The organism is Bacillus sp. PK3-067 (assembly GCF_056738645.1).
Genome location: NZ_CP096490.1, coordinates 1,472,681 through 1,498,116 on the forward strand (window position 1 = coordinate 1,472,681; position 25,436 = coordinate 1,498,116).

Here is a 25,436-nt window from a genome sequence, read left to right on the forward strand (position 1 = left end):
GGATGGAGCGAGTTATAGAAATACCGAAAGAATTTCACTGTTTACCATTTTTTAAAGAAAGTGTAAATTTAATTAAGTATCATACAGACAATTCTTTTGAAGAGATAATACAAAATACTTACTTTATATTTGATATTGAAAGACAGTATGAGCCGTGGAAGGAAATTGAAAACAGCATTCCAGCGATGTTGAATGTATGGAAAAATAAGCATGAAGACATTGCTATACTGTTTCGAAATAGAAATAAGCAAGAGGCTGAGGGACCAATGATTCTTTTTGCAGCTCACTTGTTATCGGTTGTCTATTGGCTAAATGAACAACCTGTTCATAGTTTGAATGAAATGCAAATAAATACGAATAAATTAAAAGTGCAACCTGTTAATTTTATGGAAAGATATTCATTCATTATAAAGAAACCGAGTAATTATCATTCTTATATTCAATTAGCGCAGTTGTATATCGAAATAGAAAAGCTGTATGTAAAGAAAATGATAACAAAAAAGAAGTCCGCTTCTCGTTAAGAGAAACGGACTTCTTTTTTTTGTATATTAGGACTCTGTTGTAACAACAGCACCGTCTGCGTGAGGTGTATCTCCTCCGGTATTTTGGTGTTGCTGTTCTTGTTGTTTCTTAGCCTCTTCTTCAGCTTTTTTCTTGGCCTCTTCTTCAGCTTTCTTCTTAGCTTCTTCATCAGCTTTTTTCTTAGCTTCTTCTTCAGCTTTTCTTCTAGCTTCCTCATCAGCTTTCTTTTGAGCTTCTTCTTGCTGTTTACGTTGTTGTTCTTGCTGTTGTTCTTGTTGTTTCTTAGCCTCTTCTTCAGCCTTTTTCTTAGCTTCGTCTTGTTTTACTTTATCTTCATTAGCCTTTTTCTGGGCTTCTTCATCAGCTTTTTTCTTAGCTTCTTCATCGGCCTTTTTCTTAGCCTCTTCTTCAGCTTTTTTCGCATCTGGAGTTCCGCCAGGCGCAGTGAAGGATGCACCAACTGCTGGGCTTGTTCCAGTGCCTTTTTTCGCTACTACAGAGAAGCTGTAAGTAACACCTGGTTTAATACCACCAAGAGTAGCTGTCGTACCACTTATTGATAGGCTACCACTTGAACCATCAGTTGCTTTATAGCTGGCTGCATATGCATCGACTTCTGCTGGTCCAGACCAGTTTAGTGTAACTGTGCTAGCGCCATCAAAAGTGACATTCAGACCACTAGGGGCATCTACTTTAATTTGTTTAATTGCATCTTTTTTCGCACCTTTTACGTATAATTCTCCGTTTATTTCTTGTACAGAAGAAGGACGTTCAAAGCGAGATTTATCTGTAGCGAATTTGCTCATCATTACTTGGAACATTTGCTGTGCAATTTTAGTATAACGATCACTAATGTAGTTTTCTGGACCATTCTTTACGTAACCAGTCCATACAGCCATCGTATATTGTGGTGTATATCCAGCGAACCAGCTATCCCTGTTTGCATCAGCTGGAATGCCGTATTTCTTTAAATCTTTTGCATCAAAGTTTTGCGTTCCAGTTTTACCCGCTACGTCAACACCTGAAACATATGCTGTTGGTCCTGTACCACCAGAACCAGGTTTTACTACGTCACGAAGAACGTCAGTTACCATGTAAGCTGTATAGTCTTGCATAGCGCGTTGTTCTTTCGGTTTAAAGCTTTTCTTTTTCCCGTCCGGGAAGGTTACTTCTTTTACGAAGTGTGGTTTATTATAGTTACCACTATTACCGAAGGTTGCATATGCACCTGCTACTGCTAATGGAGAACTATCGTTACTACCAATTGCAGTAGATTCATGTACTCCATTTTCAAATGTCATGCCTAAACCTTCAGCAAACTCTTTTGATTTATTAAGTCCAACTGTTTGAGCTGTCTTTAAAGCCGGGATGTTTAATGACTTCTTCAATGCTTCACGAAGTGAAACGTCACCTTTAAAACTCCCTGTAGCATTTTTAATCTTTGTGCCATCCGAATAAGTATATTCAGAGTCATTTAATTGATGGTAAGTAGACCATTGAAGATTCTCAATCGCTGGACCGTAGTCGAAAATTGGTTTCATTGTTGAACCAACTTGGCGTTTTAAATCAGTTGCCATATTATGACCTTTGAAAGTGGACTTATTTTCTTTACGTCCAGCACCAATTGCTCGAACTTCTCCAGATTGTGTATCCATAAATACGAATGATCCTTGGAATTGATCGTTTGGATACTTAATAAGATTACCATCCATAATTTTTTCAGCGTAATCTTGAGCATCTTGATCAAGTGTTGTATGAATCGTTAAACCATCTGAACCGATATTTACATCAGGATATTCTTTTTCAACTTCTTTTACAACCGCATCTAAAAATGCTTGATACTTCATCTCAGTTACTTCTGAAGACGGTTGAAGGCCCTCAGTTACTGGGATCTTAACGGCGTTATTCATTTCTTCTTTTGTTATATAACCATGTCGATTCATTAATGATAATACGACATTACGACGATTTGTTGCTCGTTCAACATTTTCCTTTTTTGTTGGATCATAAATGTTTGGACCTTGGGGTAAACCAGCGAGCATAGCAGCTTCATGTAATTGCAAGTCTTTTAAATCTTTACCATAATATTTTTGCGCTGCTGTCGCAATACCGTATGAACGGTTACCTAAATTAATCTTATTTAAGTACATTTCTAAAATCTCATGTTTAGAGTATTGTTGCTCTAATTTGTAAGATAAGTACCATTCTTGTACTTTTCTTTTAGCAGTTTTGTCCATCGTTAGAAAGTAGTTTTTAACGACTTGCTGTGTAATCGTACTACCACCTTGGGAACCGAAACCACCAGTGACATTTTCCATAACTGCTTTTGTAGTTCGTTTAAAATCAATTCCATTATGATCATAGAAACGCGAATCCTCAGTTGCAAGGAATGCATTTTCAACTACTTTTGGAATTTGATCATAAGTAACGTGTGTTCGTTTTTCAGCACCGTATTCATAGAAGAAATTCCCGTTTTTATCAAGAAACTTTGTTGATAAAGGATTAACAAGTTTGGCTTTGTCTAATTTTGGAGCATCCTTTACCATAACAAAGAAAGCGGAAACGCCGGCTACAAGTCCAACGATACCAAGAAGTAGACAACCTATAAGAAATTTCTTGAAAAAGGAGCCTTTTTTCTTTGGTTTTTCTTCTTTATGTGTTTTTTTCTCTTGATTTTTCACATGATTTCGTTCTGTACGAGAACGATAATTATCTGACATTATACTTTCTCCTACCTTTCATTCTCTCCCCCAAAAGTCGAAAAAAGAGCCTTAGTGATGACTCTATCACGAAAAATAAACCATGTCTAGTACACGGATATAGTCAATCCGAGGGTGATAACCGCATGATAATAAGGATCCATGCTCTTCTATTTCTTCTTTCGTAATCGACTTGCGTCCACCAGTATTTTGACGATTCCAAAATGCAATAATATGTTTTGCATCTAGTAAATAAAATTCATCAAAAAGTGTAAATTTAATAATAACAAATGCAATTCCATTATGAGCAACCACTTGCTTCATATGTTCAATTTGATGAAGGTGGAAGTTTTGAAGTGGGAAACTAGTTTTATTTTTTGTTTCCTTTGCTTCAAAATCGATGTATTTCCCTTTGTATACACCGTTGTAATCTGTTGTAGAAGGTTGTTTAAAATACGCTTCTTTTACCACTGCAGCACTTCGAGCGGGGTAATCTACTTTTACAATTTGAAGAGGTGTAGGCTTTTTATGTACACATGCAATATTATGGGTTAAGTAATATTGATTTGTTTCATTCAATTCCTCTTCAAGGGACATACCTCTATTACTATAAGTATGTGTTTTTATAGGTGTTTTTTGAGGTTGTGAAGCTTGATTATACCTTTTTCCATTTGGGTAACGAATGGTCATAGTGTGTCCACCCCCAACTTGCTAAGAATTACTTACAAAGGTGATTATATCAAAAAATGAAAAAAGATGTGACCTTTTTGATGAAAGGTATGATGACTTATTTATGTTTACATGGAATGATTATATGAAAATGAAACAAAATCGAGAAAAAAATTTTTGTACAGAGGAAGAAAAAGCAATCATTCACAATATTAAAAAGAAAACAGAAATAGCTAATGTGGACAATATTTCTCGGACACAATCTTATCAAGAATATTATTTAAGAAATAGTGAAATCAGGTGGGCCTTTTTAGCGAGTATGGTTTCGAGAAATGCGGGCTGGAATATGACTGATTTAGAAGGGAGATATTATGCTACTGTTTTACCTAGAACGGTAAAAAAACATTTATTTATTCTGTACGAACAGGCTAATTGGATTATTTTTTTAGATGCATTTCCTCAGCTATTATTGTATGAGGAAAGTAAGAAGAGACGTGCACCTCTCTTTCATTTGTTGCAATATTTCAACGTATCAATTTTTATGGAAAAAGAATGGTTACTTTTCTGGGAAAGAAGAGATATGAATAGGCTTATGACAGCGCTTATTATAAATGAACAAAATAAAATTCAAAAACCAGTCATTGAGAACACATATTTTAAAAAACATGTATTCCATACTGCACTTTTTAAAGTACAAGAAAGACTTCATATTAGTGCAGTTATCTTCCCAACAATTGAAGGGAGAATGTATGGATTTTCGGTTTATCAATTTGAAACGTTACAACAGCGTATAGAACTAGGAAAAAAATTAGCATGGTTATTGTTTCATCCAATTTATAATGGTTCGTTTTATAAGTTTGCATTGCAAACTACACATACTGGGTCTAGAGAAGATTATGAAGTTTACGCAAAGGAAACTCGAAAGTCTTATACGCCAACACTTAGAGATATTTATCCTGTTATTTTACATGAAGAAATAAAAATGAGAGATTGGTTTTGTGCAAATATGAAAATGAATGTGCTATTTGTACCTGAAGAACCTAAAGGGGAAGTTAATATAACAGAATGGTATAGAAGAAAGAGAGAACAAATCTATAGGCTATCTATGGCAAATCGTTTTGCTAAAAGGATGGATGAGTTCATGATATAATAAAAAAGAAGTCCCGTCTTCCATTTTGAAGACGGGACTTCTTAATTTGAAACAATCCTGCTATGTGTGCTACAACTTTAATCTCAAAACGTAATGCTAGTAGGAGATTAAGGGTGACTTGAAATTTAACTGTTCGTAATAAAGTCTCGCTTTATGTAGCAGGGAAGTTTGGACCATCTAGCTTTGGATTGCCAGTCTCGGGTTTATTTTGTTGTTTGTTTTGGTTTTTCTTTTTTTCATTTTTGTTCTTTGCCATTGTAATACACCTCCTTTTTGTATTGTTACCATTTCTATAAATGACATACGAAATGATTTCTTTGACGAATAACAACTAGTTTTGTCATGTGGGCAGGAGTGGTGAATCATTCGGCGAAATTACATGACAAAGGAAAAGCAAAGAAGGAGGCGTTTTGTATATGGCGATGGTTCAGAAGGAAGATGTAATGAAAAAAATGGATCAAATGTTAAGTTCTCTCGATTTGCTGGAAATGAATATAGGGATTAGAATGAATCATGCATTAAAGGATGCGAGTGAAAAAATATGCAATAAGATAGAAATAACAGAAATGCATATTGAACATATGGAAAATAAATTAGTGCATCACGAAGAGAAAGGGAATTGGGTAAAGACATTTCAAAACGTCGTAGTGAGTGCATAATAAGGTGGGAAAGAAATGAAGAATGAAGCATTAATACAGTCTTCAGAAAAACTCATGCAGTATAATAATGAAGCGAATGTAAAAAAGAGAGAACTAACCGAATACGACTTTTATAAGGATATGAAACCGTTTGTAGATATGGTAGATGAGGAATTAAAGAAGTGGAAAGAATTAGCTTATAAGTGGATTAAAGAAGAAAAGCCAAAATATATACATGTACAGCAAATTGATCAAGTATATGATAATTTACAAACGAATGTGTTGCAATGCTTTGTAAATAAAGGTAAAGGTAAACGATTCTTTGAAACACACCAAGCCATTTCGTATACTTTGCAAAATATAGTTGAGCAATGTAAATAACAAGAGGGAGAGCCCTCTTGTTATTTTTATGCTTCTGTCATTGTTGTAGGTTTTGTTGCGCCGTTTATTTCTAATTCTTTTATTAATGTTCGATAATCTGATATGCATATTTTTCCTTCGAGATACCAATGTCTCGCAAAGTCTAATAATTCATTTGCATTCTCTGTGCAATACCCCTTTTTTTGAGAAAACGCTTGTTTTAAATCCCCTAATACCATGTTGATTCCTCCCCCATGAGAATCTTCTTCTTCATTATCATAGCATGGAAGGGTTTTCTTTTTTAATTTTTTAAAAATTTAAACTTCCGACAAAAATAGACAGATACTCCATCACACATATTATTTTATAGGTACATATTATATATGTAGAAACTTATGTGAAGGAGGAGAGAATGCATGTTTCAACAACCTAACTTATATCAGCAAACGAATCCATATGCACAGCAAAATATGTACCAATATAATACGGATACATATTTACGGTATAATATGTATCCTTTCGAGCCTTATTATGGAAATCAAAATTATTATCAACCGTTTGAAGTGTCCTTTATGAATCAAGCTCAACAACCACAACAGCAGCAACCTTATGTGAATCAAGCTCAACAACCACAACAGCAGCAGCAACCTTATGTGAATCAAGCTCAACAATCACAAGCTCAGCAACCATACATGAATCAACCACAGCAGCAGCCTTATATGAATTCGCAATATTATATGCCACCACCATCTCCGTATGCTAATCAACAAGCGATGTTTTATCCACCAAAACAACCGTACCCGACGCAGGGTAAGCAAAAGCAACAACAGCCAAGTCAGTTTTCTAGTTTTGTTTCTCAATTTAAAACATCAGATGGTAACTATGATGTAAATAAAATGATGAATACAGCTGGACAAATGATGAATGCGATGAATCAAGTGACAGGTATTGTAAAGCAAGTTGGAGGCTTTTTTGGTAAGTGATGTTGAAGAATTGTCTATAAAAACAATGTAAATGAAATAAAGGACTAGACAAATTTCCTTGTAATAAATGGGTATATATAACAAACGGCTTTCTCTCTTTTCTCATACTGTAAAGTGTAATCAGATTTTTTTAACGAGAGAGGAGAGAAAAAACTATGCATCATTGTCATCCTTGCTTTGGAGGGCATAAGCCTACAGGACCTATTTGTACGACTGCTCCTGTCATTCATCCGACGAAACAATGCGTAACACACTCTTTTTCAACAACGGTGGTGCCACACATTTTCCCAACACATACAACACATGTACATCATCAACAAATTAAAAACCAAAACTTCTTCCCGCAAACAAATTCAAATGTAAATGTTGTGGACCCAATCGACCCAGGATTCGGTGGCGGATGTGGACCGTGTGGCCATGGTCATCATCATCATCACCACGGTCATCAAATATCTCCATTTGGGCCAGGACCGAATGTATCACCGTTTGGACCAGGACCAAATGTATCACCGTTTTTACCAAACAATGTATCACCAGTAGGTCCAAATATCGGACCAAACGTTGGTGGAATATTTAAAAAGTAAATGATATGTTAGAACTAGCGAAATGCTAGTTCTTTTTTTGTAATTGGAGTGTTGATATGAAAGTTATTGCAGTAACAGGATATAAGCCATTTGAACTTGGAATATTTAAAAATGATCATCCAGGAGTGGAGTGTATAAAGAAAGCATTACACCGTAAATTAATCACTTTTGTAGAAGATGGTTTAGAATGGGTTATAATAAGCGGCCAATTAGGTGTAGAATTATGGGCTGCTGAAGTTGTTTTTGAAATGCAAGTAGAATATCCTGATTTAAAATTAGCGGTATTCACTCCGTTTTTAGAACAAGAAGAAAATTGGAAAGAAGATAATCGTGAATATTACGAATTTATTCTTTCTCAAGCAGACCATGTTGATAGTATCACGAAACGGAAGTATGAAAGCCCAGAGCAATTTAAATTAAAAAATCAATTTTTTATTGAAAAAAGTGATGCGCTTTTAGCGGTATACGATGAAGAAAAACCAGGAAGTCCCAAATATATTGTAGAATCAGCAAAGAAAAAAGGAGAAATAGAAAATTATCACAGTTATTTCATTCTTTTTTCTGATTTACAAGATATAATAGAAGAGGAACAGTGGAATAATGCAGAGTAATATGTAATATAGTACTCGTATATATGATTGACAAAAAGCATTGTTTCTGAAAAAATTTAGTTAATGAAAGTTTTGGTAAAAATTTGAGGTGAAGAAAATGATTTCGGATAAAATTAAATTAACAGCGAAAGATATTTTAGAAAAAGAATTTAAAACAGGTATGAGAGGTTATCAGCAAGAAGAAGTAGACAAGTTTCTTGATATGATCATTAAAGACTATGAAGCTTTCCACAAAGAGTTTGAGCAATTAAAGCAACAAAATGCTCGTTTAAAGCGTGAATTAGAGGAACAAAAACTAGCAGTAACGCAAGTTCCACAACAACCTGTACAAACACCAGTTGCACAACCGGTTTATAACAACACGAATACGGATATTTTAAAACGCTTATCTAACTTAGAAAAAGCTGTATTTGGAAGTAAGTTATACGAATGATGTAAGGTGGGAAAAGGTTTAAGCATTTTACATAGAAAAAAACGTTGCAAAATCTTTTTGTTTCCACTATACTAATGGATGTCATAACGTTTGGGTAATCGCTGCAACGCCAACGTTGTAGAGGAAAGTCCATGCTCGCACGGCCTGAGATGGCTGTAGTGTTCGTGCCTAGCCAATTCATAAGCTAGGGTATTCTGGCTGTAAGGCTGGTTTAACGGCAGGGAAAAAACCTAAGTCCTTTCGGATATGGTTTGACTACCTTTAAAGTGCCACAGTGACGAAGTCCTTGAAGAAATGATAGGAGTGGAACGAGGTAAACCCCACGAGCGAGAAACCCAAATAATGGTAGGGGAATCTTTTCCAAGGAAATGAACGACGGGAAAGGACAGGTTTTATAACCTGTAGATAGATGATTGCCACCGGAGTACGAGGCGTGGGCCGTTTGTAGTACAAAGGAACAGAACATGGCTTACAGAACGTTATGAACCAACTATGAAATAACTCAGCTCTCCTTTGTTAGAGGAGGGCTTTTTATTTGTATGAAGTTATAAAGTATGAGTTAAAATGGTTAATGAGAAAATTTTTCGTAAAATGTAATAATTAATAGGACCAATTGCTATTAATTATTGTTTGAATATACATAAGAGGTGAATGCAAATGGGAAAAGTTACTTTAATTGCAACAGCGGCAATGGGTATTGAAGCGTTAGTTGCCCGAGAAGTTCGCGATCTTGGTTATGAATGTCAAGTAGAAAACAGCAAAGTAACATTTGAAGCAGATGAAAAGGCGATTTGTCGTACGAACTTATGGTTACGTACTGCGGACCGTGTAAAAATTAAAGTTGGCGAATTTAAAGCAACGACATTTGATGAGCTATTTGAAAAAACAAAAGCATTAAACTGGGGAGATTATATTCCAGAGAATGGTGAATTCCCTGTTATCGGTAAATCTTTAAAATCTGAATTATTCAGTGTTTCGGATTGCCAACGTATCGTTAAAAAAGCTGTCGTTGAAAAATTAAAAACAACATATAAACGTACAACTTGGTTTGAAGAAGATGGTCCGTTATTCCGTATCGAGATTGCAATGCTCAAGGATATTGCAACATTAACAATTGATGCGAGCGGTGTTGGGCTTCATAAACGTGGATACCGTATGGATCAAGGGGAAGCTCCGTTAAAAGAAACATTAGCTGCGTCTTTAATTAAATTAACAAACTGGAAGCCAGATCGTCCATTTGTTGATCCATTCTGTGGATCAGGTACAATTCCGATTGAAGCAGCATTAATTGGACAAAACATTGCACCAGGATTTAACCGTGGTTTCGCATCTGACGAGTGGGGCTGGGTAGGTAAACAAAACTGGCGTGAAGCTCGTCAAGAAGCTGAAGATTTAGCGAACTATGATCAACGATTACAAATCATTGGATCAGATATTGATCATCGTATGATTCGAGTTGCTCAAGATAACGCAGAAGAAGTAGGCTTAGGCGATTTAATTACATTTAAACAAATGCAAGTAAAAGATTTCACAACAAAAGAGGATTATGGCTACGTTGTAACGAATCCTCCATACGGAGAACGTTTAAGTGAAAAAGCACTCGTTGAACAACTGTATAAAGAAATGGGACAAGTATTCCGCCCATTAGATACATGGTCAGCGTATGTATTAACAAGCTACGAAGCATTTGAGAAGTGTTACGGAAAAGATGCGTCGAAGAAGCGTAAGCTGTTTAACGGATTTATCCGTACAGATTACTACCAATACTTCGGAAAACGTCCACCGCGTAATTCATAGTATAAAACTCCTCTAGCGCGCATATACTGGCTATTATGTAATGCGTAAAGGAGGAAGTCATATGGATAATTTTCAATTATCAATGATTCAAAAAGCTATTCACCGTACGTATGATGAGCTCGGAAAAGAAGTGGATAGTCAAGGTGCGATTGTAGATGAAATACAAAAAGCACAAGAAGAATATTTGTCAGCTCTTTCACATGAAACAGCGATTGATAAACGGTATTTAAAGTCATTAATATAGAAGAAAATTTTCCTTTTTCGAAAGGAAAATTTTTTTTCGTGAATTTCTATGTATTGCAACAGGGGAAAGTGGCTGCACACATATGCGTAGCAGTTGCTATTATCTTTTTATAGAAAAACTTTTTGGTTGGAGGCTAAGGATGTTTACTGAGAAGAGATTACCATTTGAAGTAGGAAAACAAGATAATTTTTATGATAAGTTGAATGAGTGGATTGGAGATGTGTTTTACGACATCCTTCCGGAAAAAGGCTTTGAAGAGCGTGATGAACAAATTTTTATGGCGTTTCAGTTAGAACGCGCTTTCCAAGAAAAGAAAGTTATGTTCGCAGAAGCTGGTGTAGGAACAGGGAAAACAATTGTATATCTTCTATATGCAATTTGTTACGCGCGTTATACTGGGAAACCAGCTATTATTGCTTGTGCAGATGAAACGTTAATTGAGCAGCTTGTGAAAGAAGAAGGGGACATCGCTAAGTTATCTGAAGCATTAGGGCTATCTGTTGATGTAAGGCTTGCAAAATCAATGGATAATTATTTATGCTTACGTAAACTTGAAGATGTTATGAGTGGACGAGCTCCAGAAGTAATTGAAGACGTATATTACGAGTTACCACAGTTTGTATTCGATCATGGTACGATGCAAAACTTTACTCACTATGGTGACAGAAAAGAATTTCCACTTTTAAATGACGAAGAATGGTCAAAAGTAAATTGGGATTACTTCCAAGATTGCTTTACTTGTGATTCTCGTCATCGTTGTGGACAAACTCTTTCTCGTGAACATTATCGTAAAGCAGCAGATTTAATTATTTGTTCTCAAGATTTCTATATGGATCATATTTGGACGTACGATGCTCGTAAGCGTGAAGGGCAAATTCCATTATTACCAGAAAGTAGCTGCGTTGTATTCGATGAAGGACATCTTGTAGAATATGCAGCTCAAAAAGCTTTAACATACCGTTTAAAGCAAACGATGATGGAGCAACTATTAACGAGATTGCTACAAAACGATATTCGTGAGGAGTTTGCACATTTAGTAGAAGAAACAATTTGGCAAACTGAACGATTCTTTGATGTGTTACAAGAGAATAAAAAGGAAATTGCCGGTTCTGATCGTCTAGAAATTACTGTGACAGAAAAAGTAACAGCTGAAGCGAAACGACTTTATGCAAAAATCGGTGAAGTTGGAGATGCATTAGTATTCGAAAGTGAAATGCATACAGTAAACACGTATGATTTAAATATTGTTGATGAGCATTTAGATGTATTAGAACATTCACTTCGTCTGTTCATGCACGAGAAAAATGTAATTACTTGGGGTGAAGAAGGTGATGGTGCCTTCACGTTAGTTATTATGCCACGTGCAGTTGAAGAAGTGTTACAAGAGAAAGTATTCTCGAAGAAAATACCGTATATTTTCTCTTCTGCGACATTATCGAACAACGATTCATTCGCTTTCACAGCTAATAGCCTAGGGGTAAAAGATTACTTGTCATTCTCAGTTGCTTCACCGTTTGATTACGAAGAGCAAATGACAGTAAACTTACTATCACATACGAAAGAAAATGAATGGGAAAGAAAGTGTCAATATACACTTGAAAATATACAAAAAACAAATGGACGTACGCTTGTATTATTCCGTACAACGCAAGAGCTTGCAGCGTTCAAAGAGTATGTAAGTAAAGAGCAAATGTCGGTTCCGTTCTTATATGAAGGAGATCAGGAAATTAGCCAGCTCGTTTCTCGTTTCCAAAATGAAGAAGAGACTGTACTTTGTGCGGTTCATTTATGGGAAGGTTTAGATATTCCTGGTTCATCATTATCGCACGTTATTATTTGGTCTTTACCATTCCCTCCAAACGATCCTGTGTTTGAAGCGAAACGTAAGCACGTAAATGATCCATTCTGGGATGTAGATGTACCATATATGATTTTACGACTTCGTCAAGGAATTGGGCGTTTAATTCGTACAAGTGAAGATAAAGGTGCTATATCAATTTTCTTATCTGATTCAGAAGATGAGAAAGTAGTTGCAGCTGTGAAAAATGTACTGCCAGTAGAAGGTAAAGAATTATAAGGAGAAAGCTTGGCGCTTGCCAAGCTTTTTTTCTATTATAAAAGGAATTTATGTTTCTGTGTCGAATTAAATTTGAGGTAGAAAAAGGAGGCTTTTATACGATGACAGTTGCTACATATGAAGTAGAAAAACAATTTTTAACATACGTGAAGAAGATACAAAATTACGGAGAAGCATTAAGTTTAATGTTTTGGGATTTAAGAACAGGTGCACCCAAAAAAGGTGTAGATCAGCGTTCAGAAGTAATTGGTATGCTTTCGTCAGAAGTGTTTGCTATGTCGACTTCAGATGAGATGGGAAACTATTTAACAGAACTTGAAGCTTTAATACGTGAAGATAAACTTTCTGAAACGACAAAGAAAATGGTTGAAGAGTGTCGGAAAGAATATGATAGAAATAAAAAAATTCCACAAGCTGAATATGAGGCTTATGTGAAATTAGAAGCGAAAGCAGAGAGTGTGTGGGAAGAAGCTCGCGAAAAATCTGATTTCGAAATGTTCCGCCCGTACTTAGAAAAAATTGTTGAATTTAAAAAGAAATTTATTACATATTGGGGTTATGAAATATATAAATATAATACATTATTAGACATGTATGAGCCAGGTATTACAGTAGAAGTTTTAGATCACGTATTTGGTCAACTTCGTGAGCGCATCGTGCCGCTTGTAAAAGAAATCTCTGAGTCTAAAAAAGGATTAAAAACAAGTGCTTTATCGGAACAGTTTTCAAAAGAAAAACAAAAGAACTTTACATTAGAACTATTAAAGCAATTGAATTATGACTTTGAAGCAGGTCGTCTTGATGAAACAGTACATCCTTTCGAAATTACATTAAATAGAGGGGATGTTCGTATTACGACACGCTATGATGAAAAAGATTTCCGTATGGCTGTATTTGGAACAATTCATGAATGTGGTCATGCAGTATATGAACAAAACATTGCAGAACAATTTGAAGGTACACCACTTTGCAGTGGTACATCTATGGGTATTCACGAATCACAATCATTATTCTTTGAGAACTTTATCGGCCGTAATAAATCATTCTGGAAGAAAAATTATGATTTATTAAAAGAGTATAGCGATGGTCAATTTGATGATATGTCAGTCGATGAGTTTTATGATGCAATTAACGAATCGAAGCCGTCATTCATTCGTATAGAAGCAGATGAGCTTACATACCCGCTTCATGTTATGGTGCGTTATGAATTAGAGAAAGAATTATTTGATGGTACATTACAAGTGAAGGACTTACCAGCAGCTTGGAATGATAAGATGGAAGCATATTTAGGAATTCGTCCGGAAAATGATGCACAAGGTGTATTGCAAGATGTTCACTGGGCTGGTGGCTCATTTGGATACTTCCCATCTTATGCGCTTGGTTACATGTATGCAGCGCAATTTAAGCAAAGAATGTTAAAAGACATTCCGAACTTTGATGCATTATTAGAAGAAGGAAACGTAACACCAATTCGTGAATGGTTAACAGAACATATTCACCAATACGGTAAAACGAAAAAGCCACTTGAAATTTTAGAAGATGTAACAGGTGAAGGCTTAAATGCAAACTACTTAGCCGATTATTTAGAAGCGAAATATAAAGAGATTTATGAGTTGTAAAAAAAGAGCTGCTTAATTGCAGCTCTTTTTTAAAGGGGGATGGGAGAATGGACTATACATATACAGTAATGACGCAAGAAGAAGCAGAAGAAATTGCATACAACTGGCATTATGAAGGGAAATATTCCTTTTACGATATAGAGGCAGATGAAGAAGATTTAGCTGAATTTTTACATGATGAAAGTAGAGGGGATCATACATTTTCTGTGAAGAAAAATGGCACTCTCATTGGTTATTTTACTGTTTGTAAAATAAATGACGGAACGGTTGATATTGGTCTTGGAATGAGACCTAATATGACTGGGAACGGATTTGGTTTACAGTTCTAAAACGCTATACTAGCTTTTAGTAAAGAAAAATATGGATGCAAGTATATAACACTATCAGTAGCTATATTTAATGAGAGAGCGATTAAAGTGTATAAAAGGGCAGGGTTTGAAGTAGTTGGAACGTTTATACAGAAAACAAATGGTAGTTGTTTTGAGTTTTTGAAAATGAATTATATATGTAAAAATGATTAAAAAACAGAAGAATCTCCTTCTGTTTTTTTATGCAGAAATAAATCATACTTTTTGTAATTGGAAGTTTTGAAATTTTGGAAGAGGATGTGTATGATTGAAGTTTAATAGTAAATAGCAAGTTTAGTAAGGAGAGACAGCATGAGTATAATTAAAACGAAAAATGAAATAGAGTTAATTCATAAATCTGGAAAATTACTTGCTTCATGTCATAGAGAAATTGCGAAGATGATGAAACCAGGTATTACTACAAAAGAAATTAATACGTTTGTTGAAGCATATTTAGAACAGCATGGTGCAACGTCTGAGCAGAAAGGGTACAACGGATATCCATATGCGATATGTGCATCTGTAAACGATGAAATGTGTCATGCGTTTCCGGCCGATGTTCCTTTAACTGAGGGTGATATTGTAACAATTGACACGGTAGTAAACTTAAATGGAGGTCTTTCAGATTCTGCTTGGACGTATAGAGTTGGAAAAGTTTCTGATGAAGCAGAAAAGTTGTTGTTAGTAGCTGAGAATGCTTTGTATAAAGGAATTGACCAGGCGGTAATTGGTAATCATGTAGGAGATATTGGCTATGCAATTGAAAGTTATGTAACAAATGAAGGTTTTTCTGTTGCAAGAGACTTTACGGGACATGGAATCGGTAAAGAGATTCATGAAGAACCAGCAATTTTTCATTTTGGGAAACAAGGACAAGGACCTCAGTTACAAGAAGGAATGGTAATTACAATTGAACCGATTGTAAATATAGGTATGCGATATTCTAAAGTAGATTTAAATGGGTGGGCTGCACGAACGATGGACGGGAAATTATCAGCTCAATATGAGCATACAATTGCGATTACAAAAGATGGGCCAATCATTTTAACGAAGTTGTAATTGGAAATGAAAGAGTTTGCAAAACTCGAACAAAAATAGTAGTTTTTAAAAATTTGTACGTGTTTTTTCGATAAATGCTTTTCAAAGCATAAAAAGTACGTTATAATCCTTCTATAAAATAAATAGTTAGCTACACTCATATAATCGCGGGGATATGGCCTGCAAGTTTCTACCGAAGTACCGTAAATACTTTGACTATGAGTGAGGACGAATATAATTGCTTGTTTAGCATTCTTTTTTTGCGAAACTCCAAAAGCGCGTCTCTCACTTGTAACGAGTGGTGGTGGCTTTTGGAGTTTTTTTATTGCATAAGAGGGGGAACAAACATGAAAGTATTACAAGAAAAGATTTTGAACGAAGGAAAGGTTTTATCTGGTGACGTATTAAAGGTAGATGCTTTTTTAAATCATCAAATTGATCCAGTACTTATGCAAGAAATCGGAAAAGAATTTGCTAAACGTTTTAAAGAAGAGAACATTACAAAAATCGTGACGATTGAATCTTCAGGCATTGCACCAGCAGTTATGGCTGCATTAGAGCTTGGTGTAAAAGTAATTTTTGCACGAAAACGTAAATCGTTAACGTTACAAGATAATATGTACGTTGCAAACGTATATTCATTTACAAAACAAGAAACAAATGAAATTTCATTATCTCGAAATCATATCGATGAAAATGATCGTGTATTAATCATCGATGACTTTTTAGCAAACGGTCAGGCTGCTTTAGGTTTAATGAGTTTAGTAGAGCAAGCTGGAGCGAGTATTGCAGGGATTGGAATTGTTATTGAAAAAGCATTTCAAGATGGAGGAAAGAAGCTTCGTGAACAAGGCGTTCGTGTTGAATCACTAGCAGAAATTGCATCACTTGATAACGGCACAGTTACATTTGTACAGCAAAAAACTGCGGAGGTGAAATAAACGATGAAGCAGCATCCATTTAAAATTGCATCGCTTGGTATGCAGCATATGCTTGCAATGTATGCTGGAGCAATTATCGTTCCGCTTATTGTGGGCGGTGGACTTGGTTTAAATCAAAAAGAGTTAACATATTTAGTCTCAATTGATTTATTAATGTGCGGCGTTGCGACAATTTTACAAGCATTATCAAATCGCTTTTTCGGTATAGGACTTCCCGTTGTACTTGGTTGTACATTTACAGCCGTTGGACCGATGATTGCGATTGGAAAACAATACGGTGTGTCTTCAATTTATGGAGCAATTATTGCTGCTGGGTTATTCGTTGTTATTTTTGCGAAATTATTTGGAAAACTTGTAAAACTGTTTCCACCTGTTGTAACAGGATCTGTTGTTACTGTAATTGGAGTTACACTTGTTCCAGCAGCAATTAATGATATGGCTGGAGGAGTAGGAAGTAAGGATTTCGGTAGTCTTGAAAATTTAGCATTAGCATTTGGTGTGTTATTATTTATCATCATTATGTATCGTTTCTTTGATGGATTTATTCGTTCAATCTCTATTTTACTAGGTCTATTGTTCGGTACTATCGTTGCAGCGTTTATGGGGAAAGTAAGTTTGCAAGCGGTTGGAGAGGCGGATTGGTTCCACGGTATTCAACCATTTTACTTTGGTACACCAACATTTGAATTAACACCAATTATTACGATGATTCTCGTTGCTTGTGTAGGGATTGTAGAAGCAACGGGTGTATACTTTGCATTATCTGATATTTGCAATAAAAAAATCGGTGAAAAAGAATTAACAAAAGGCTATCGCGCAGAAGGATTAGCGATGGTGTTAGGTGGTATTTTCAACGCGTTCCCATATACAACATACTCTCAAAACGTAGGACTTGTTCAATTAACTGGAGTAAGAAATCGCGTTATTATTTATACTTGCGGTGGTATGTTAATCGCACTTGGTTTCATTCCTAAAATCGCAGCTATTACAACAATTATTCCGAAATCAGTACTGGGCGGTGCGATGTTAGCGATGTTCGGTATGGTTATGGCATATGGTATTAAAATGTTAAGTAGCGTTGACTTCGGAAGACAAGAAAACTTATTAATCGTTGCATGTTCTGTCGGAATTGGGCTTGGCGTAACAGTCGTTCCTACATTATTTTCACAACTTCCAGAAAGCATTCGTATTTTAACAGATAACGGAATTGTACTTGGAAGTGCTTCAGCAGTACTTTTAAATATCGTATTTAATATGGTGCCGCAGCGCAAAGTGAAAGTAGAAGAAGAGCCAGTATCTATGCAAAATGCAGTAAGAGAAGCGTAAAAAAGCAAGGTCTCGTTATGAGACCTTGCTTTTCTTTTTAAGTGGCATCATTTTCCCGTAAGTACCAAGACGCCAAATGTACTCAAGTGGCCCGTATTGGTAATGTGAAAGCCACCAGCGGCTAATAAAGATTTGTAACGTGTAGAAACTAATGCAGAATATTGGTCCAACCCATAATGGAGCAGGATAATAATTTTTAAGAAATAGACCAAATACAAGTAATGTAACAATTGTATGCGAGATGTAATTTGTTAATGCCATTCGTCCAACGTATTGGAATGGACGTAATAACGTTTGCCATTTTTCTTTTTGTAATAAACGCATTAGTGTGAAAATGTAGAATATGAATAACGTTTTTCCGCTAAACATTGTAAAGACCTGCATATAAATTGGTTCATAAAATGGTTTTGATAAGAAGTAACGAACCATGAAGAACCACATTGGTAATGTAAAAAGGAACATAATAATTTGCCATTTTTTAAGCTTTGGATCTAACTCTTTCGCGCGGCGGAAAATATCCTTTTTGCCGGCGTATAAACCAAGTAAAAACAGCCCAACTGTTTCTGGGAGCATAAGTAAATTTAATCCAATTCCATCAGCGTAAAATGCATGGAAACGATTTTGTATTTGTGACAGCCAGTCTTCTAATGGCATGATAGGTAAGGAAAAACCTAGCTCTTCCTTTGGTACCAATGCAACCGTAATACCAGCCATTAGCATAATGAATTGAAAAATACTCAATAAAACGATAGCCCATATTAAAATAGTACGAGGTTCTCTCTTATAAAATAAAAATAAGAAAAATCCAGCAATCGCATAAGTATGTAAAATGTCTCCGTCCCATAAAAGAACGTAATGTAAGAAACCGAATAATAATAAAATAAGTAAGCGGCGAACAAATAAAATTTTTGGATGATCTGTTTTCGCTTCAGCACGACTCATAAAAATATAAAAACCTAATCCGAATAAAAACGAAAAAATTGTATAAAATTTCGTTTGAATAAACATATCGTAAAATAGGCGAATGTAGCTGTCTATCCCTTCGTAAATTCCTGAAAGATCACGTGAGTCAACCCCGGCGATAACAGGCCAATTCACAAGAAAAATACCTAGTACAGCTATTCCTCTAATAATATCAATGGAGTGTATCCTCTCGCCTTGTGTGAGATTTTGTGTCATTTTTTTCCTCCTTGTTAAGTAATTCCCTTTTATTATACGAAATGTAAGGTGGAGGGGATAGGGGATATTTCCATTTTTTTAAACTGTTAAGTTATGTAGGATGAGATATAATAAGAGTGCACAACAAGTTTTAACCTTTTTCAAAACAGGCAGTAAAGCTCCTTCTTATAAGGAGCTTTCTTTATGAAAAGTGTTGATAATGATTCTCTTTAATGATAAACTGTATTCAAAAGTGATAATCATTATCAAAAAAAGGTTGGTGCGTAAGTATGGTATATGCATTAGTAGCAGGTACAGTCGCTGTATATGCAGTTATTGCGAAGTATGTTTTAAATGGAGTAGGAACAGCAAAATGAGTGATATGACATAAAATCCCTTTCATTTGTAAAAAGAATGAAAGGGATTTTTTATTTTTAATGAGAATATGCTGAAAATTTAGTATGATAGTAAAGTGAAACTGTAATCAATGGGTAGGTGTAACTCTCACTGGTTATGAGCTCGCAAATAGCGGGGAAAAGTATATACATCTTGGATAAAGGGGAACAAGGGGATGACAAACATAGTACAGACAAACGGTATGAAAAAACTTGTTTGTTTTTATGAAGAGTGGCAAAAACACGGCGATGCAGAGAATAGTTTAAAGTTGTTTGAGGTAATTCAAAAATATAAACAAGAACAGCTTATGATAGCGTTCTGCGGTCACTTCTCTGCAGGGAAATCAACGATGATGAATCATCTATATAAAGCGCAGTTGTTACCGACAAGTCCAATTCCGACAAGCGCTAACGTTGTCAAAATTGAAAAAGGAATGGATCGTGTTGTTGTAACGGTTAAATCTGGAGAGCAGTACGAATATGACGGTGCATATTCAGCAGAAGAATTAAAACAAATTTGTAAAGACGGCGATGAAGTAATTGGTGTTCATATTTATCGAAACGACGCGCCGATTCCTGAAGGGGTTATGTTAGTTGATACACCAGGGATTGATTCAACAGATGATGCCCATCAATTAGCGACAGAGTCGACACTTCATCTGGCAGATGTCATTTTTTATATGATGGATTATAATCACGTCCAATCGGAAGTGAATTTACAATTTGTTAAAGAATTGAAACAACGTAATAAAACGGTTTATCTCGTTGTAAATCAAATAGATAAACATAAAGAAAATGAATTATCGTTTGAGAATTATAAAGATAGTGTAAAACAATCATTCTCTAACTGGGATATTGAAGTAGATGGTGTTTATTATACGTCATTACGAATGATGAACCATCCACATAATGAAATTAGAAGCTTAGAAGCGTTAATTACTTCTATTATGAAAGAAAAAGAGCAGTATGTAAGGACTGGAATGGAGCGAGAAACAGAATATTTAATGGGAGAACATTTCTCGTTTATTGTTTCTGAAAATGAAAAAGCTCTCTTGAAATATGAGGAAGAGTTAGCATCACCACTTTCTATTTCAGAGGTAGTTGAAAAGAAGGAAGAGTTAACGGAAGCGAAAAATCGTGAGGCAAGTAAAGAATCTTATGTGAGAAATGAATTTATAAAAGGTTTACAAGCTATATTAGATAACGCATATTTAATGCCGTTTGAAATGAGAGAATTGGCAAATGCATATTTAGAAACGAAATTAACAAAATTTAAGGTCGGTTTGCTATTTGCGAAAGGAAAGACGGAGCAAAAAAAACAAAGACGTGTAGAGGCGTTTTATTCTGCCCTTCAAAAGACTGTTGAAACGCAGCTTGATTTTCATGTGAAGGAATTTATTGTAGCCTTCTTAAAAGAAGAAGGATTGTTCACGGAGGAAATTGGGAAAGACATATATGGGTTAGAAATTGCTTTCGGACCAGAAATGTTGGCTGAAGTAATTAAACAAGGCGCAGGTTTCACAGGTGATTACTTACTTCTTTATACAGCGGATGTAGCGAATGAACTGAAGAAACGTTATTTTATAAAAGCACAGCAAATTTTTGATAAAAGTGCGGTCGTTTTAAAGCAAAAGGTGAGAGAAGCAGTTGCTCGTATTGAAGAAGAGATTGAAACATATACGATGCTGCAAACGGCGAAAGAAACACAATTACAATACAGTAACAATTTGGAGGCATATGAAGACTATTTACGAAATGTTTGGCACGATCATGTTGCTACGCCTGAAGGGCTGCAAATAGATGAGATATTGCAAAGGGAAAAGCAAATTGTTAGTGAGAAATTTACACTACAAGAGCAGGAAATCGTAAGCGATAACGTAGCGGTTCATGAAGAAGAGCTGAAAGGAACGACGGCTTTAAATATTCAGCGGATATTAGAGAAAGTGAAAAAAGCTGAAACGATATTAGAGCCATTGCCAGCGCTGAAACATGTACAGCAAGAGGTAATAGAGAAAAGAAGACGTGTGGAAACAAAACAATTTACAGTAGCGTTATTCGGGGCATTTAGTGCTGGAAAATCATCATTTGCCAATGCCTTACTCGGTGAGAAAGTACTTCCTGTATCACCAAACCCGACGACGGCAACGATTAATCAAATTTTGCCGGTTACAGAGGAAAAACCACACGGAACAGTAATTGTTCAGTTTAAATCAAAGCAAGCGTTATTAGAAGATATGAAAGCTGTTTATAAGCTGTTTCATTATGAGATTGCTACGTTAGATGAAGCGTTAGCACAAATTGATAAAGTTATGAAATATCCTTCACCAACTGGGAAGCAAAAAACAACATTTAGCTTTTTACGAGCGGTACAAAAAGGATATGATGCAGTTTCTACTTATTTAGGAGAACAAGTACAAGTTACATTAGAAGAGTTCTCTGATTATGTAGCGAATGAAGAGAAATCATGCTTCGTTGAGTATATGGAACTTTATTATGATTGTGCTTTAACAAGGCAGGGAGTAGCGCTTGTAGACACACCTGGAGCGGATTCTATTAATGCTCGCCATACGGATGTTGCATTCCAGTATATTAAAAACGCAGATGCTATTTTATTTGTAACATATTATAATCATGTATTCTCTCGTGCTGACCGTGAATTTTTAATTCAGCTTGGTCGTGTAAAGGATACTTTTGCCCTTGATAAAATGTTCTTCTTAATTAATGCGGCGGATTTAGCAGAGTCTGAAGAAGAACTTGAAATGGTAAAAGGTTATATCGCAGATCAGCTGCTGCAATACGGTATTAGAAATCCGCGTTTATTTGCAATTTCAAGTTTATGTGCGCTTGAAGAGAAACAAGGAAAGAATGTTGAAAAAGAGAAGTATGGTATTTTACAAAACTCTGGGATTACGAAGTTTGAGGAATCATTTACGTCCTTTATGATGAGAGATTTAATGCTTGTTTCTGTGCATGCTCTATATGGTGCTTTGCAAGGGGCAGATCAGCTTTTAGTAAACATGATAAAGGGTGCAAAACAGGGGAATGAAGAGAAAGAGAAGCAAACGAAAAAATATGAAGCAGAGCGTGATCAACTACTTCATATCATTTCATCATATAGTGTACTTGCTGAAGAACAGGCGATGCAAAATGAAGTGAAAGAGTTGCTTTATTACGTGCAACAGCGTCTATTCCTGCGCTATAACGATGTGTTTACTGAATTTATTAATCCGGCGTCACTTCGAACGGATGGAAATGTGAAAACACAATTGCAACAGTGTGTTATGGAATTAGTAGCATTTATTCAGCATGATTTATTGCAAGAAATGCGTGCGACATCATTACGCCTTGAAAAATGGATAGACGAAGCGATGAAGCGTGCAAAGGACGAAATTGTAGTGAACTGTAAAGTAGAAAATGAATCAATTTCTATGAATGGAATAGTGGAGTATGAATATAAAGATATTACACATAAAGAACCGTTCCCTTCAGTTGAAATAAAAGATTTCAAAAAAGCACTGGCACATTTTAAAAATGAGAAAAGCTTTTTTGAAAAGAATGACAAAGCTTTTATGCAAGAAGACGCTAAATCTGTATTAGAACCGTTCGTATCAAACTATGTAGCTGATGAAAAAGATTTATTTGTTCATCATTATAAGCAAGAGTGGGATATGAAGTGGAACTTATTCCAAAAAGTGATGCAGCAAGATGTGATGAACTATTATGAAAGTATATTGTTTGCATTGGCTGAAACGATCGATGTATCTCTATATGAACAAAGTAAAGAACAATTGCAAAAGCAGTTAGTAGAGATTGAAAAAGAAATTTATGTTATATAGTCGTTATGAGAAAAAGATTCGTTCAATTTTCTTTTGCAGTACAGTATCTAAAGATTTTACAAATCCAGCAAATTCATCGGTAGAAATCATATGAGTAAGAACGAGTCGTCTGCCATCTGGTGTTTCACCGCATAAGACGAATGAAGAAAATTCATATGTTTTGTTTTCAACTACTAATTTTGGATAGGAATACGTGTCGCTTTTCTTCTTCTTTCCATCAATAGAGATGACGTTGCATTTTTTCTCATTGTTGTCCATGGTGAATCCCTCCTTTCTATTACTTATGGTAGACAAGGAGGGTTTAGAACAATAGAGAAGGGGGAATTTTTTATGTCTGTTGTAATAGAACGTATTCCAAAAGAGGCTATACCGAAGTCTTTATTGCTACTTGCTGATCCAAGTGAACGGCAAATAGCTACATATGTACAAAGAGGATTAACATACGTAGCTAAGCAGGGGAGGAGCGTTATCGGTGTATATGTTCTTTTGGAAACAAGGCCAAAGACGATGGAAATCATGAATATTGCGGTTGCAGAGCATTTACAAGGAAAAGGGATTGGGAAGAAGCTATTAAGGCATGCTGTAGAAACTGCTAAAGGATATGGTATGTCAAAACTTGAAGTTGGTACAGGCAATTCTAGTGTTTCACAACTTGCTTTATATCAAAAATGTGGATTTCGTATTTTTTCTATTGATTTTGATTACTTTTCGAAGCATTATGAAGAAGAGATTATTGAAAATGGGATTGTATGTCGTGATATGATCCGGCTTGCAATGGAATTGAATAAAAACGTATAACTATTTAGGGGGAAGAGAAGATGGAAGTACATAAAGCAATTACAGCACATTCTCGTAAACAAAATGAAAGTGTAAAAGCATGTTTACAATTAGATGCACAGCGTGAAGCAGCTATTGAAGCTGCCGTATCTCTTGCGTCAAATGGGAAAGAATTTTCGGTTGATGTCATTAATGTTGTAACGAAGCAAATTAATGATCTTGCAAAAAATGGTATTACCTTGCAGCGTAAATATGTTACAGAAGAAATGGTTATGGAGTATGTAAGTCGTTTGAAAGAGAAAGAAGGTCGTTAAAGATGATAGTTACAGTCGAATGGTTACGTGAGCATATAGAAGATGAGAATGTCCGTATAATCGATTGTCGTTTTGATTTAGCGAATCCTAATTGGGGTAGAGAAAAGTATGAAGAAGGACATATTCCTCATGCGTTATATTTTGATTTGAATTTAGATTTATCAAGTCCTATAGCAGAACATGGTGGCCGCCATCCTTTACCAAATATTGAGGAGTTTGCAGACAAGCTTTCGGAGGCTGGTATTGATGAACATACGAAAGTAATTGCGTATGACAGTCAAGCCGGTGCAAATGCTGCTCGTTTATGGTGGTTATGTAACTATGTAGGACATGAGAAAGTATATATATTAGATGGTGGTTTCCCGGCTTGGAAAGAGAATGGACTACCGACAACAACGGAAATTCCTGTTGTTATACGAAAAACATTCAAAACAAACATACAAGATCATATGCTTGTAACGATGGAAACGGTCAGAGAGAATATCCGTGCAGGTGCGGATGTTACATTAATTGATTCTAGAGAGCCAAAGCGTTATGCTGGTGTCGAGGAACTTGTCGATCATAAAGCAGGTCATATTCCGACAGCGGTAAACCATTTTTGGAAGGATGGAATGTTGCAATCAGGACAATTTAAGAATGGAGCTGGGCAACAAGAACGCTTCCAAAATCTTTCGAAAGATAAGGAAACCATTGTATATTGTGGTTCTGGTGTTACGGCATGTCCAAATATCGTTGCATTAAAATTGGCTGGATTCCAAAATGTAAAATTGTATGCAGGTAGCTGGAGTGATTGGATTTCTTATCCAGAAAATCAAATTGCAAAAGAAGAAGATTAATCACTTGCATGCAAAAATAATTTGTATTAAAATAAGGTCACAAGCAAGAGATTGCTCGAAAAACTTTGTATTTTACACATTA

Annotated in this window: 25 protein-coding genes, 1 other RNA gene, 1 pseudogene and 1 riboswitch; of the genes and pseudogenes, 21 read left to right on the forward strand and 6 right to left on the reverse strand. The window is 35.6% G+C overall.

Annotated elements, in window-relative coordinates:
* Positions 1 to 2: 2 nt before the first annotated feature.
* Positions 3 to 521: a YpoC family protein gene (locus tag M1D73_RS07725; protein ID WP_000442650.1), complete on the forward strand. Its 519-nt coding sequence runs from the start codon at positions 3 to 5 to the stop codon at positions 519 to 521.
* Positions 522 to 548: 27 nt separating this feature from the next.
* Here the strand turns inward: M1D73_RS07725 and M1D73_RS07730 are convergent, their stop codons facing one another.
* Positions 549 to 3,242: a PBP1A family penicillin-binding protein gene (locus M1D73_RS07730; protein WP_001283090.1), complete on the reverse strand. Its 2,694-nt coding sequence runs from the start codon at positions 3,240 to 3,242 to the stop codon at positions 549 to 551.
* Between the two features lie 66 nt (positions 3,243 to 3,308).
* Positions 3,309 to 3,911 (reverse strand): Holliday junction resolvase RecU, encoded by a 603-nt coding sequence (gene recU, locus M1D73_RS07735; RefSeq protein WP_000155598.1) that lies wholly within the window; start codon positions 3,909 to 3,911, stop codon positions 3,309 to 3,311.
* A 103-nt stretch (positions 3,912 to 4,014) separates the two neighbouring features.
* On the opposite strand from recU, the gene M1D73_RS07740 reads away from it, so the two are divergent.
* Positions 4,015 to 5,040, forward strand: coding sequence for a DUF2515 domain-containing protein (locus M1D73_RS07740; RefSeq protein ID WP_000495659.1), 1,026 nt, complete (start codon positions 4,015 to 4,017; stop codon positions 5,038 to 5,040).
* 151 nt (positions 5,041 to 5,191) lie between these two features.
* Here M1D73_RS07740 and M1D73_RS07745 read toward each other — a convergent pair whose 3' ends face one another.
* Positions 5,192 to 5,371, reverse strand: a complete 180-nt coding sequence (locus M1D73_RS07745) for a hypothetical protein (RefSeq protein ID WP_001987054.1) — start codon at positions 5,369 to 5,371, stop codon at positions 5,192 to 5,194.
* 85 nt (positions 5,372 to 5,456) lie between these two features.
* Here M1D73_RS07745 and M1D73_RS07750 point away from each other — a divergent pair, with 85 nt between their 5' ends.
* Both M1D73_RS07750 and M1D73_RS07755 read left to right on the forward strand, forming a co-directional pair.
* Entirely contained in the window at positions 5,457 to 5,699 is a 243-nt protein-coding gene (locus M1D73_RS07750; RefSeq protein WP_001252036.1) for a hypothetical protein, read from the forward strand.
* Positions 5,700 to 5,714: 15 nt separating this feature from the next.
* Complete coding sequence (locus tag M1D73_RS07755; RefSeq protein WP_000786939.1) at positions 5,715 to 6,059, forward strand: YppE family protein; 345 nt, start codon at positions 5,715 to 5,717, stop codon at positions 6,057 to 6,059.
* 26 nt (positions 6,060 to 6,085) lie between these two features.
* Here M1D73_RS07755 and M1D73_RS07760 read toward each other — a convergent pair whose 3' ends face one another.
* A complete protein-coding gene (locus M1D73_RS07760) occupies positions 6,086 to 6,277 on the reverse strand; it encodes a YppF family protein (RefSeq protein ID WP_000242652.1) in 192 nt (63 codons plus the stop codon).
* Positions 6,278 to 6,454: 177 nt separating this feature from the next.
* Here M1D73_RS07760 and M1D73_RS07765 point away from each other — a divergent pair, with 177 nt between their 5' ends.
* From M1D73_RS07765 to pbuX, 13 genes and pseudogenes are all read left to right on the forward strand, one after another.
* On the forward strand, positions 6,455 to 7,021 hold the full coding sequence (locus M1D73_RS07765; protein WP_000487608.1) for a YppG family protein: 567 nt from the start codon (positions 6,455 to 6,457) through the stop codon (positions 7,019 to 7,021).
* Between the two features lie 155 nt (positions 7,022 to 7,176).
* Positions 7,177 to 7,605 (forward strand): CotD family spore coat protein, encoded by a 429-nt coding sequence (locus M1D73_RS07770; protein WP_000546270.1) that lies wholly within the window; start codon positions 7,177 to 7,179, stop codon positions 7,603 to 7,605.
* Positions 7,606 to 7,661: 56 nt separating this feature from the next.
* Positions 7,662 to 8,216: an SLOG family protein gene (locus tag M1D73_RS07775; RefSeq protein ID WP_000862908.1), complete on the forward strand. Its 555-nt coding sequence runs from the start codon at positions 7,662 to 7,664 to the stop codon at positions 8,214 to 8,216.
* A 97-nt stretch (positions 8,217 to 8,313) separates the two neighbouring features.
* A complete protein-coding gene (gpsB, locus tag M1D73_RS07780) occupies positions 8,314 to 8,649 on the forward strand; it encodes a cell division regulator GpsB (protein WP_000622431.1) in 336 nt (111 codons plus the stop codon).
* Between the two features lie 86 nt (positions 8,650 to 8,735).
* Positions 8,736 to 9,126, forward strand: an RNA gene (gene rnpB / locus M1D73_RS07785) — RNase P RNA component class B.
* Positions 9,127 to 9,306: 180 nt separating this feature from the next.
* Positions 9,307 to 10,446 (forward strand): THUMP domain-containing class I SAM-dependent RNA methyltransferase, encoded by a 1,140-nt coding sequence (locus tag M1D73_RS07790; protein ID WP_000521224.1) that lies wholly within the window; start codon positions 9,307 to 9,309, stop codon positions 10,444 to 10,446.
* Between the two features lie 61 nt (positions 10,447 to 10,507).
* Positions 10,508 to 10,690 carry a DUF3921 domain-containing protein gene (locus M1D73_RS07795; protein ID WP_000368570.1) on the forward strand — a complete coding sequence of 61 codons (183 nt, stop codon included), beginning with the start codon at positions 10,508 to 10,510 and terminating at the stop codon, positions 10,688 to 10,690.
* 139 nt (positions 10,691 to 10,829) lie between these two features.
* Positions 10,830 to 12,767, forward strand: coding sequence for an ATP-dependent DNA helicase (locus tag M1D73_RS07800; RefSeq protein WP_000493709.1), 1,938 nt, complete (start codon positions 10,830 to 10,832; stop codon positions 12,765 to 12,767).
* 101 nt (positions 12,768 to 12,868) lie between these two features.
* Positions 12,869 to 14,386, forward strand: a complete 1,518-nt coding sequence (gene ypwA, locus M1D73_RS07805; protein ID WP_121868165.1) for a carboxypeptidase — start codon at positions 12,869 to 12,871, stop codon at positions 14,384 to 14,386.
* 47 nt (positions 14,387 to 14,433) lie between these two features.
* A pseudogene (locus tag M1D73_RS07810) lies at positions 14,434 to 14,907 on the forward strand (GNAT family N-acetyltransferase).
* Positions 14,908 to 15,045: 138 nt separating this feature from the next.
* Complete coding sequence (locus M1D73_RS07815; protein WP_121868166.1) at positions 15,046 to 15,792, forward strand: type I methionyl aminopeptidase; 747 nt, start codon at positions 15,046 to 15,048, stop codon at positions 15,790 to 15,792.
* A 116-nt stretch (positions 15,793 to 15,908) separates the two neighbouring features.
* Positions 15,909 to 16,010, forward strand: a riboswitch (purine riboswitch).
* A gap of 108 nt (positions 16,011 to 16,118) precedes the next feature.
* Complete coding sequence (locus M1D73_RS07820; protein WP_017657090.1) at positions 16,119 to 16,712, forward strand: xanthine phosphoribosyltransferase; 594 nt, start codon at positions 16,119 to 16,121, stop codon at positions 16,710 to 16,712.
* Between the two features lie 3 nt (positions 16,713 to 16,715).
* Positions 16,716 to 18,038, forward strand: a complete 1,323-nt coding sequence (gene pbuX, locus M1D73_RS07825; RefSeq protein ID WP_048538184.1) for a xanthine permease PbuX — start codon at positions 16,716 to 16,718, stop codon at positions 18,036 to 18,038.
* A 15-nt stretch (positions 18,039 to 18,053) separates the two neighbouring features.
* On the opposite strand, the gene M1D73_RS07830 is transcribed toward pbuX, so the two are convergent.
* The gene (locus M1D73_RS07830) at positions 18,054 to 19,217 is read right to left on the reverse strand and encodes a DUF418 domain-containing protein (RefSeq protein WP_000193190.1); all 1,164 of its coding nucleotides are present in this window, start codon (positions 19,215 to 19,217) and stop codon (positions 18,054 to 18,056) included.
* Between the two features lie 550 nt (positions 19,218 to 19,767).
* Here M1D73_RS07830 and M1D73_RS07835 point away from each other — a divergent pair.
* Positions 19,768 to 23,427 (forward strand): dynamin family protein, encoded by a 3,660-nt coding sequence (locus M1D73_RS07835; protein ID WP_121868167.1) that lies wholly within the window; start codon positions 19,768 to 19,770, stop codon positions 23,425 to 23,427.
* 3 nt (positions 23,428 to 23,430) lie between these two features.
* On the opposite strand, the gene M1D73_RS07840 is transcribed toward M1D73_RS07835, so the two are convergent.
* Positions 23,431 to 23,685 (reverse strand): DUF3931 domain-containing protein, encoded by a 255-nt coding sequence (locus M1D73_RS07840; RefSeq protein WP_000369740.1) that lies wholly within the window; start codon positions 23,683 to 23,685, stop codon positions 23,431 to 23,433.
* Between the two features lie 72 nt (positions 23,686 to 23,757).
* On the opposite strand from M1D73_RS07840, the gene M1D73_RS07845 reads away from it, so the two are divergent.
* The 3 genes from M1D73_RS07845 to M1D73_RS07855 are packed head-to-tail and all read left to right on the forward strand — an operon-like array spanning position 23,758 to position 25,354.
* Positions 23,758 to 24,225 carry a GNAT family N-acetyltransferase gene (locus M1D73_RS07845; RefSeq protein WP_000117692.1) on the forward strand — a complete coding sequence of 156 codons (468 nt, stop codon included), beginning with the start codon at positions 23,758 to 23,760 and terminating at the stop codon, positions 24,223 to 24,225.
* 20 nt (positions 24,226 to 24,245) lie between these two features.
* The gene (locus M1D73_RS07850) at positions 24,246 to 24,518 is read left to right on the forward strand and encodes a YpbS family protein (RefSeq protein WP_000451814.1); all 273 of its coding nucleotides are present in this window, start codon (positions 24,246 to 24,248) and stop codon (positions 24,516 to 24,518) included.
* Between the two features lie 2 nt (positions 24,519 to 24,520).
* Positions 24,521 to 25,354: a sulfurtransferase gene (locus M1D73_RS07855; protein WP_071740361.1), complete on the forward strand. Its 834-nt coding sequence runs from the start codon at positions 24,521 to 24,523 to the stop codon at positions 25,352 to 25,354.
* Positions 25,355 to 25,436 lie beyond the last annotated feature (82 nt).

What these genes read in the sequence shown, in the direction of transcription:
- M1D73_RS07725 (WP_000442650.1), top strand. Translation starts at nt 3, where the DNA reads ATGGAGCGAGTTATAGAAATACCGAAAGAATTTCACTGTTTACCATTT.
- M1D73_RS07730 (WP_001283090.1), bottom strand. Translation starts at nt 3,242, where the DNA reads ATGTCAGATAATTATCGTTCTCGTACAGAACGAAATCATGTGAAAAAT.
- recU (WP_000155598.1), bottom strand. Translation starts at nt 3,911, where the DNA reads ATGACCATTCGTTACCCAAATGGAAAAAGGTATAATCAAGCTTCACAA.
- M1D73_RS07740 (WP_000495659.1), top strand. Translation starts at nt 4,015, where the DNA reads ATGTTTACATGGAATGATTATATGAAAATGAAACAAAATCGAGAAAAA.
- M1D73_RS07750 (WP_001252036.1), top strand. Translation starts at nt 5,457, where the DNA reads ATGGCGATGGTTCAGAAGGAAGATGTAATGAAAAAAATGGATCAAATG.
- M1D73_RS07755 (WP_000786939.1), top strand. Translation starts at nt 5,715, where the DNA reads ATGAAGAATGAAGCATTAATACAGTCTTCAGAAAAACTCATGCAGTAT.
- M1D73_RS07760 (WP_000242652.1), bottom strand. Translation starts at nt 6,277, where the DNA reads ATGGTATTAGGGGATTTAAAACAAGCGTTTTCTCAAAAAAAGGGGTAT.
- M1D73_RS07765 (WP_000487608.1), top strand. Translation starts at nt 6,455, where the DNA reads ATGTTTCAACAACCTAACTTATATCAGCAAACGAATCCATATGCACAG.
- M1D73_RS07770 (WP_000546270.1), top strand. Translation starts at nt 7,177, where the DNA reads ATGCATCATTGTCATCCTTGCTTTGGAGGGCATAAGCCTACAGGACCT.
- M1D73_RS07775 (WP_000862908.1), top strand. Translation starts at nt 7,662, where the DNA reads ATGAAAGTTATTGCAGTAACAGGATATAAGCCATTTGAACTTGGAATA.
- gpsB (WP_000622431.1), top strand. Translation starts at nt 8,314, where the DNA reads ATGATTTCGGATAAAATTAAATTAACAGCGAAAGATATTTTAGAAAAA.
- M1D73_RS07790 (WP_000521224.1), top strand. Translation starts at nt 9,307, where the DNA reads ATGGGAAAAGTTACTTTAATTGCAACAGCGGCAATGGGTATTGAAGCG.
- M1D73_RS07795 (WP_000368570.1), top strand. Translation starts at nt 10,508, where the DNA reads ATGGATAATTTTCAATTATCAATGATTCAAAAAGCTATTCACCGTACG.
- M1D73_RS07800 (WP_000493709.1), top strand. Translation starts at nt 10,830, where the DNA reads ATGTTTACTGAGAAGAGATTACCATTTGAAGTAGGAAAACAAGATAAT.
- ypwA (WP_121868165.1), top strand. Translation starts at nt 12,869, where the DNA reads ATGACAGTTGCTACATATGAAGTAGAAAAACAATTTTTAACATACGTG.
- M1D73_RS07815 (WP_121868166.1), top strand. Translation starts at nt 15,046, where the DNA reads ATGAGTATAATTAAAACGAAAAATGAAATAGAGTTAATTCATAAATCT.
- M1D73_RS07820 (WP_017657090.1), top strand. Translation starts at nt 16,119, where the DNA reads ATGAAAGTATTACAAGAAAAGATTTTGAACGAAGGAAAGGTTTTATCT.
- pbuX (WP_048538184.1), top strand. Translation starts at nt 16,716, where the DNA reads ATGAAGCAGCATCCATTTAAAATTGCATCGCTTGGTATGCAGCATATG.
- M1D73_RS07830 (WP_000193190.1), bottom strand. Translation starts at nt 19,217, where the DNA reads ATGACACAAAATCTCACACAAGGCGAGAGGATACACTCCATTGATATT.
- M1D73_RS07835 (WP_121868167.1), top strand. Translation starts at nt 19,768, where the DNA reads ATGACAAACATAGTACAGACAAACGGTATGAAAAAACTTGTTTGTTTT.
- M1D73_RS07840 (WP_000369740.1), bottom strand. Translation starts at nt 23,685, where the DNA reads ATGGACAACAATGAGAAAAAATGCAACGTCATCTCTATTGATGGAAAG.
- M1D73_RS07845 (WP_000117692.1), top strand. Translation starts at nt 23,758, where the DNA reads ATGTCTGTTGTAATAGAACGTATTCCAAAAGAGGCTATACCGAAGTCT.
- M1D73_RS07850 (WP_000451814.1), top strand. Translation starts at nt 24,246, where the DNA reads ATGGAAGTACATAAAGCAATTACAGCACATTCTCGTAAACAAAATGAA.
- M1D73_RS07855 (WP_071740361.1), top strand. Translation starts at nt 24,521, where the DNA reads ATGATAGTTACAGTCGAATGGTTACGTGAGCATATAGAAGATGAGAAT.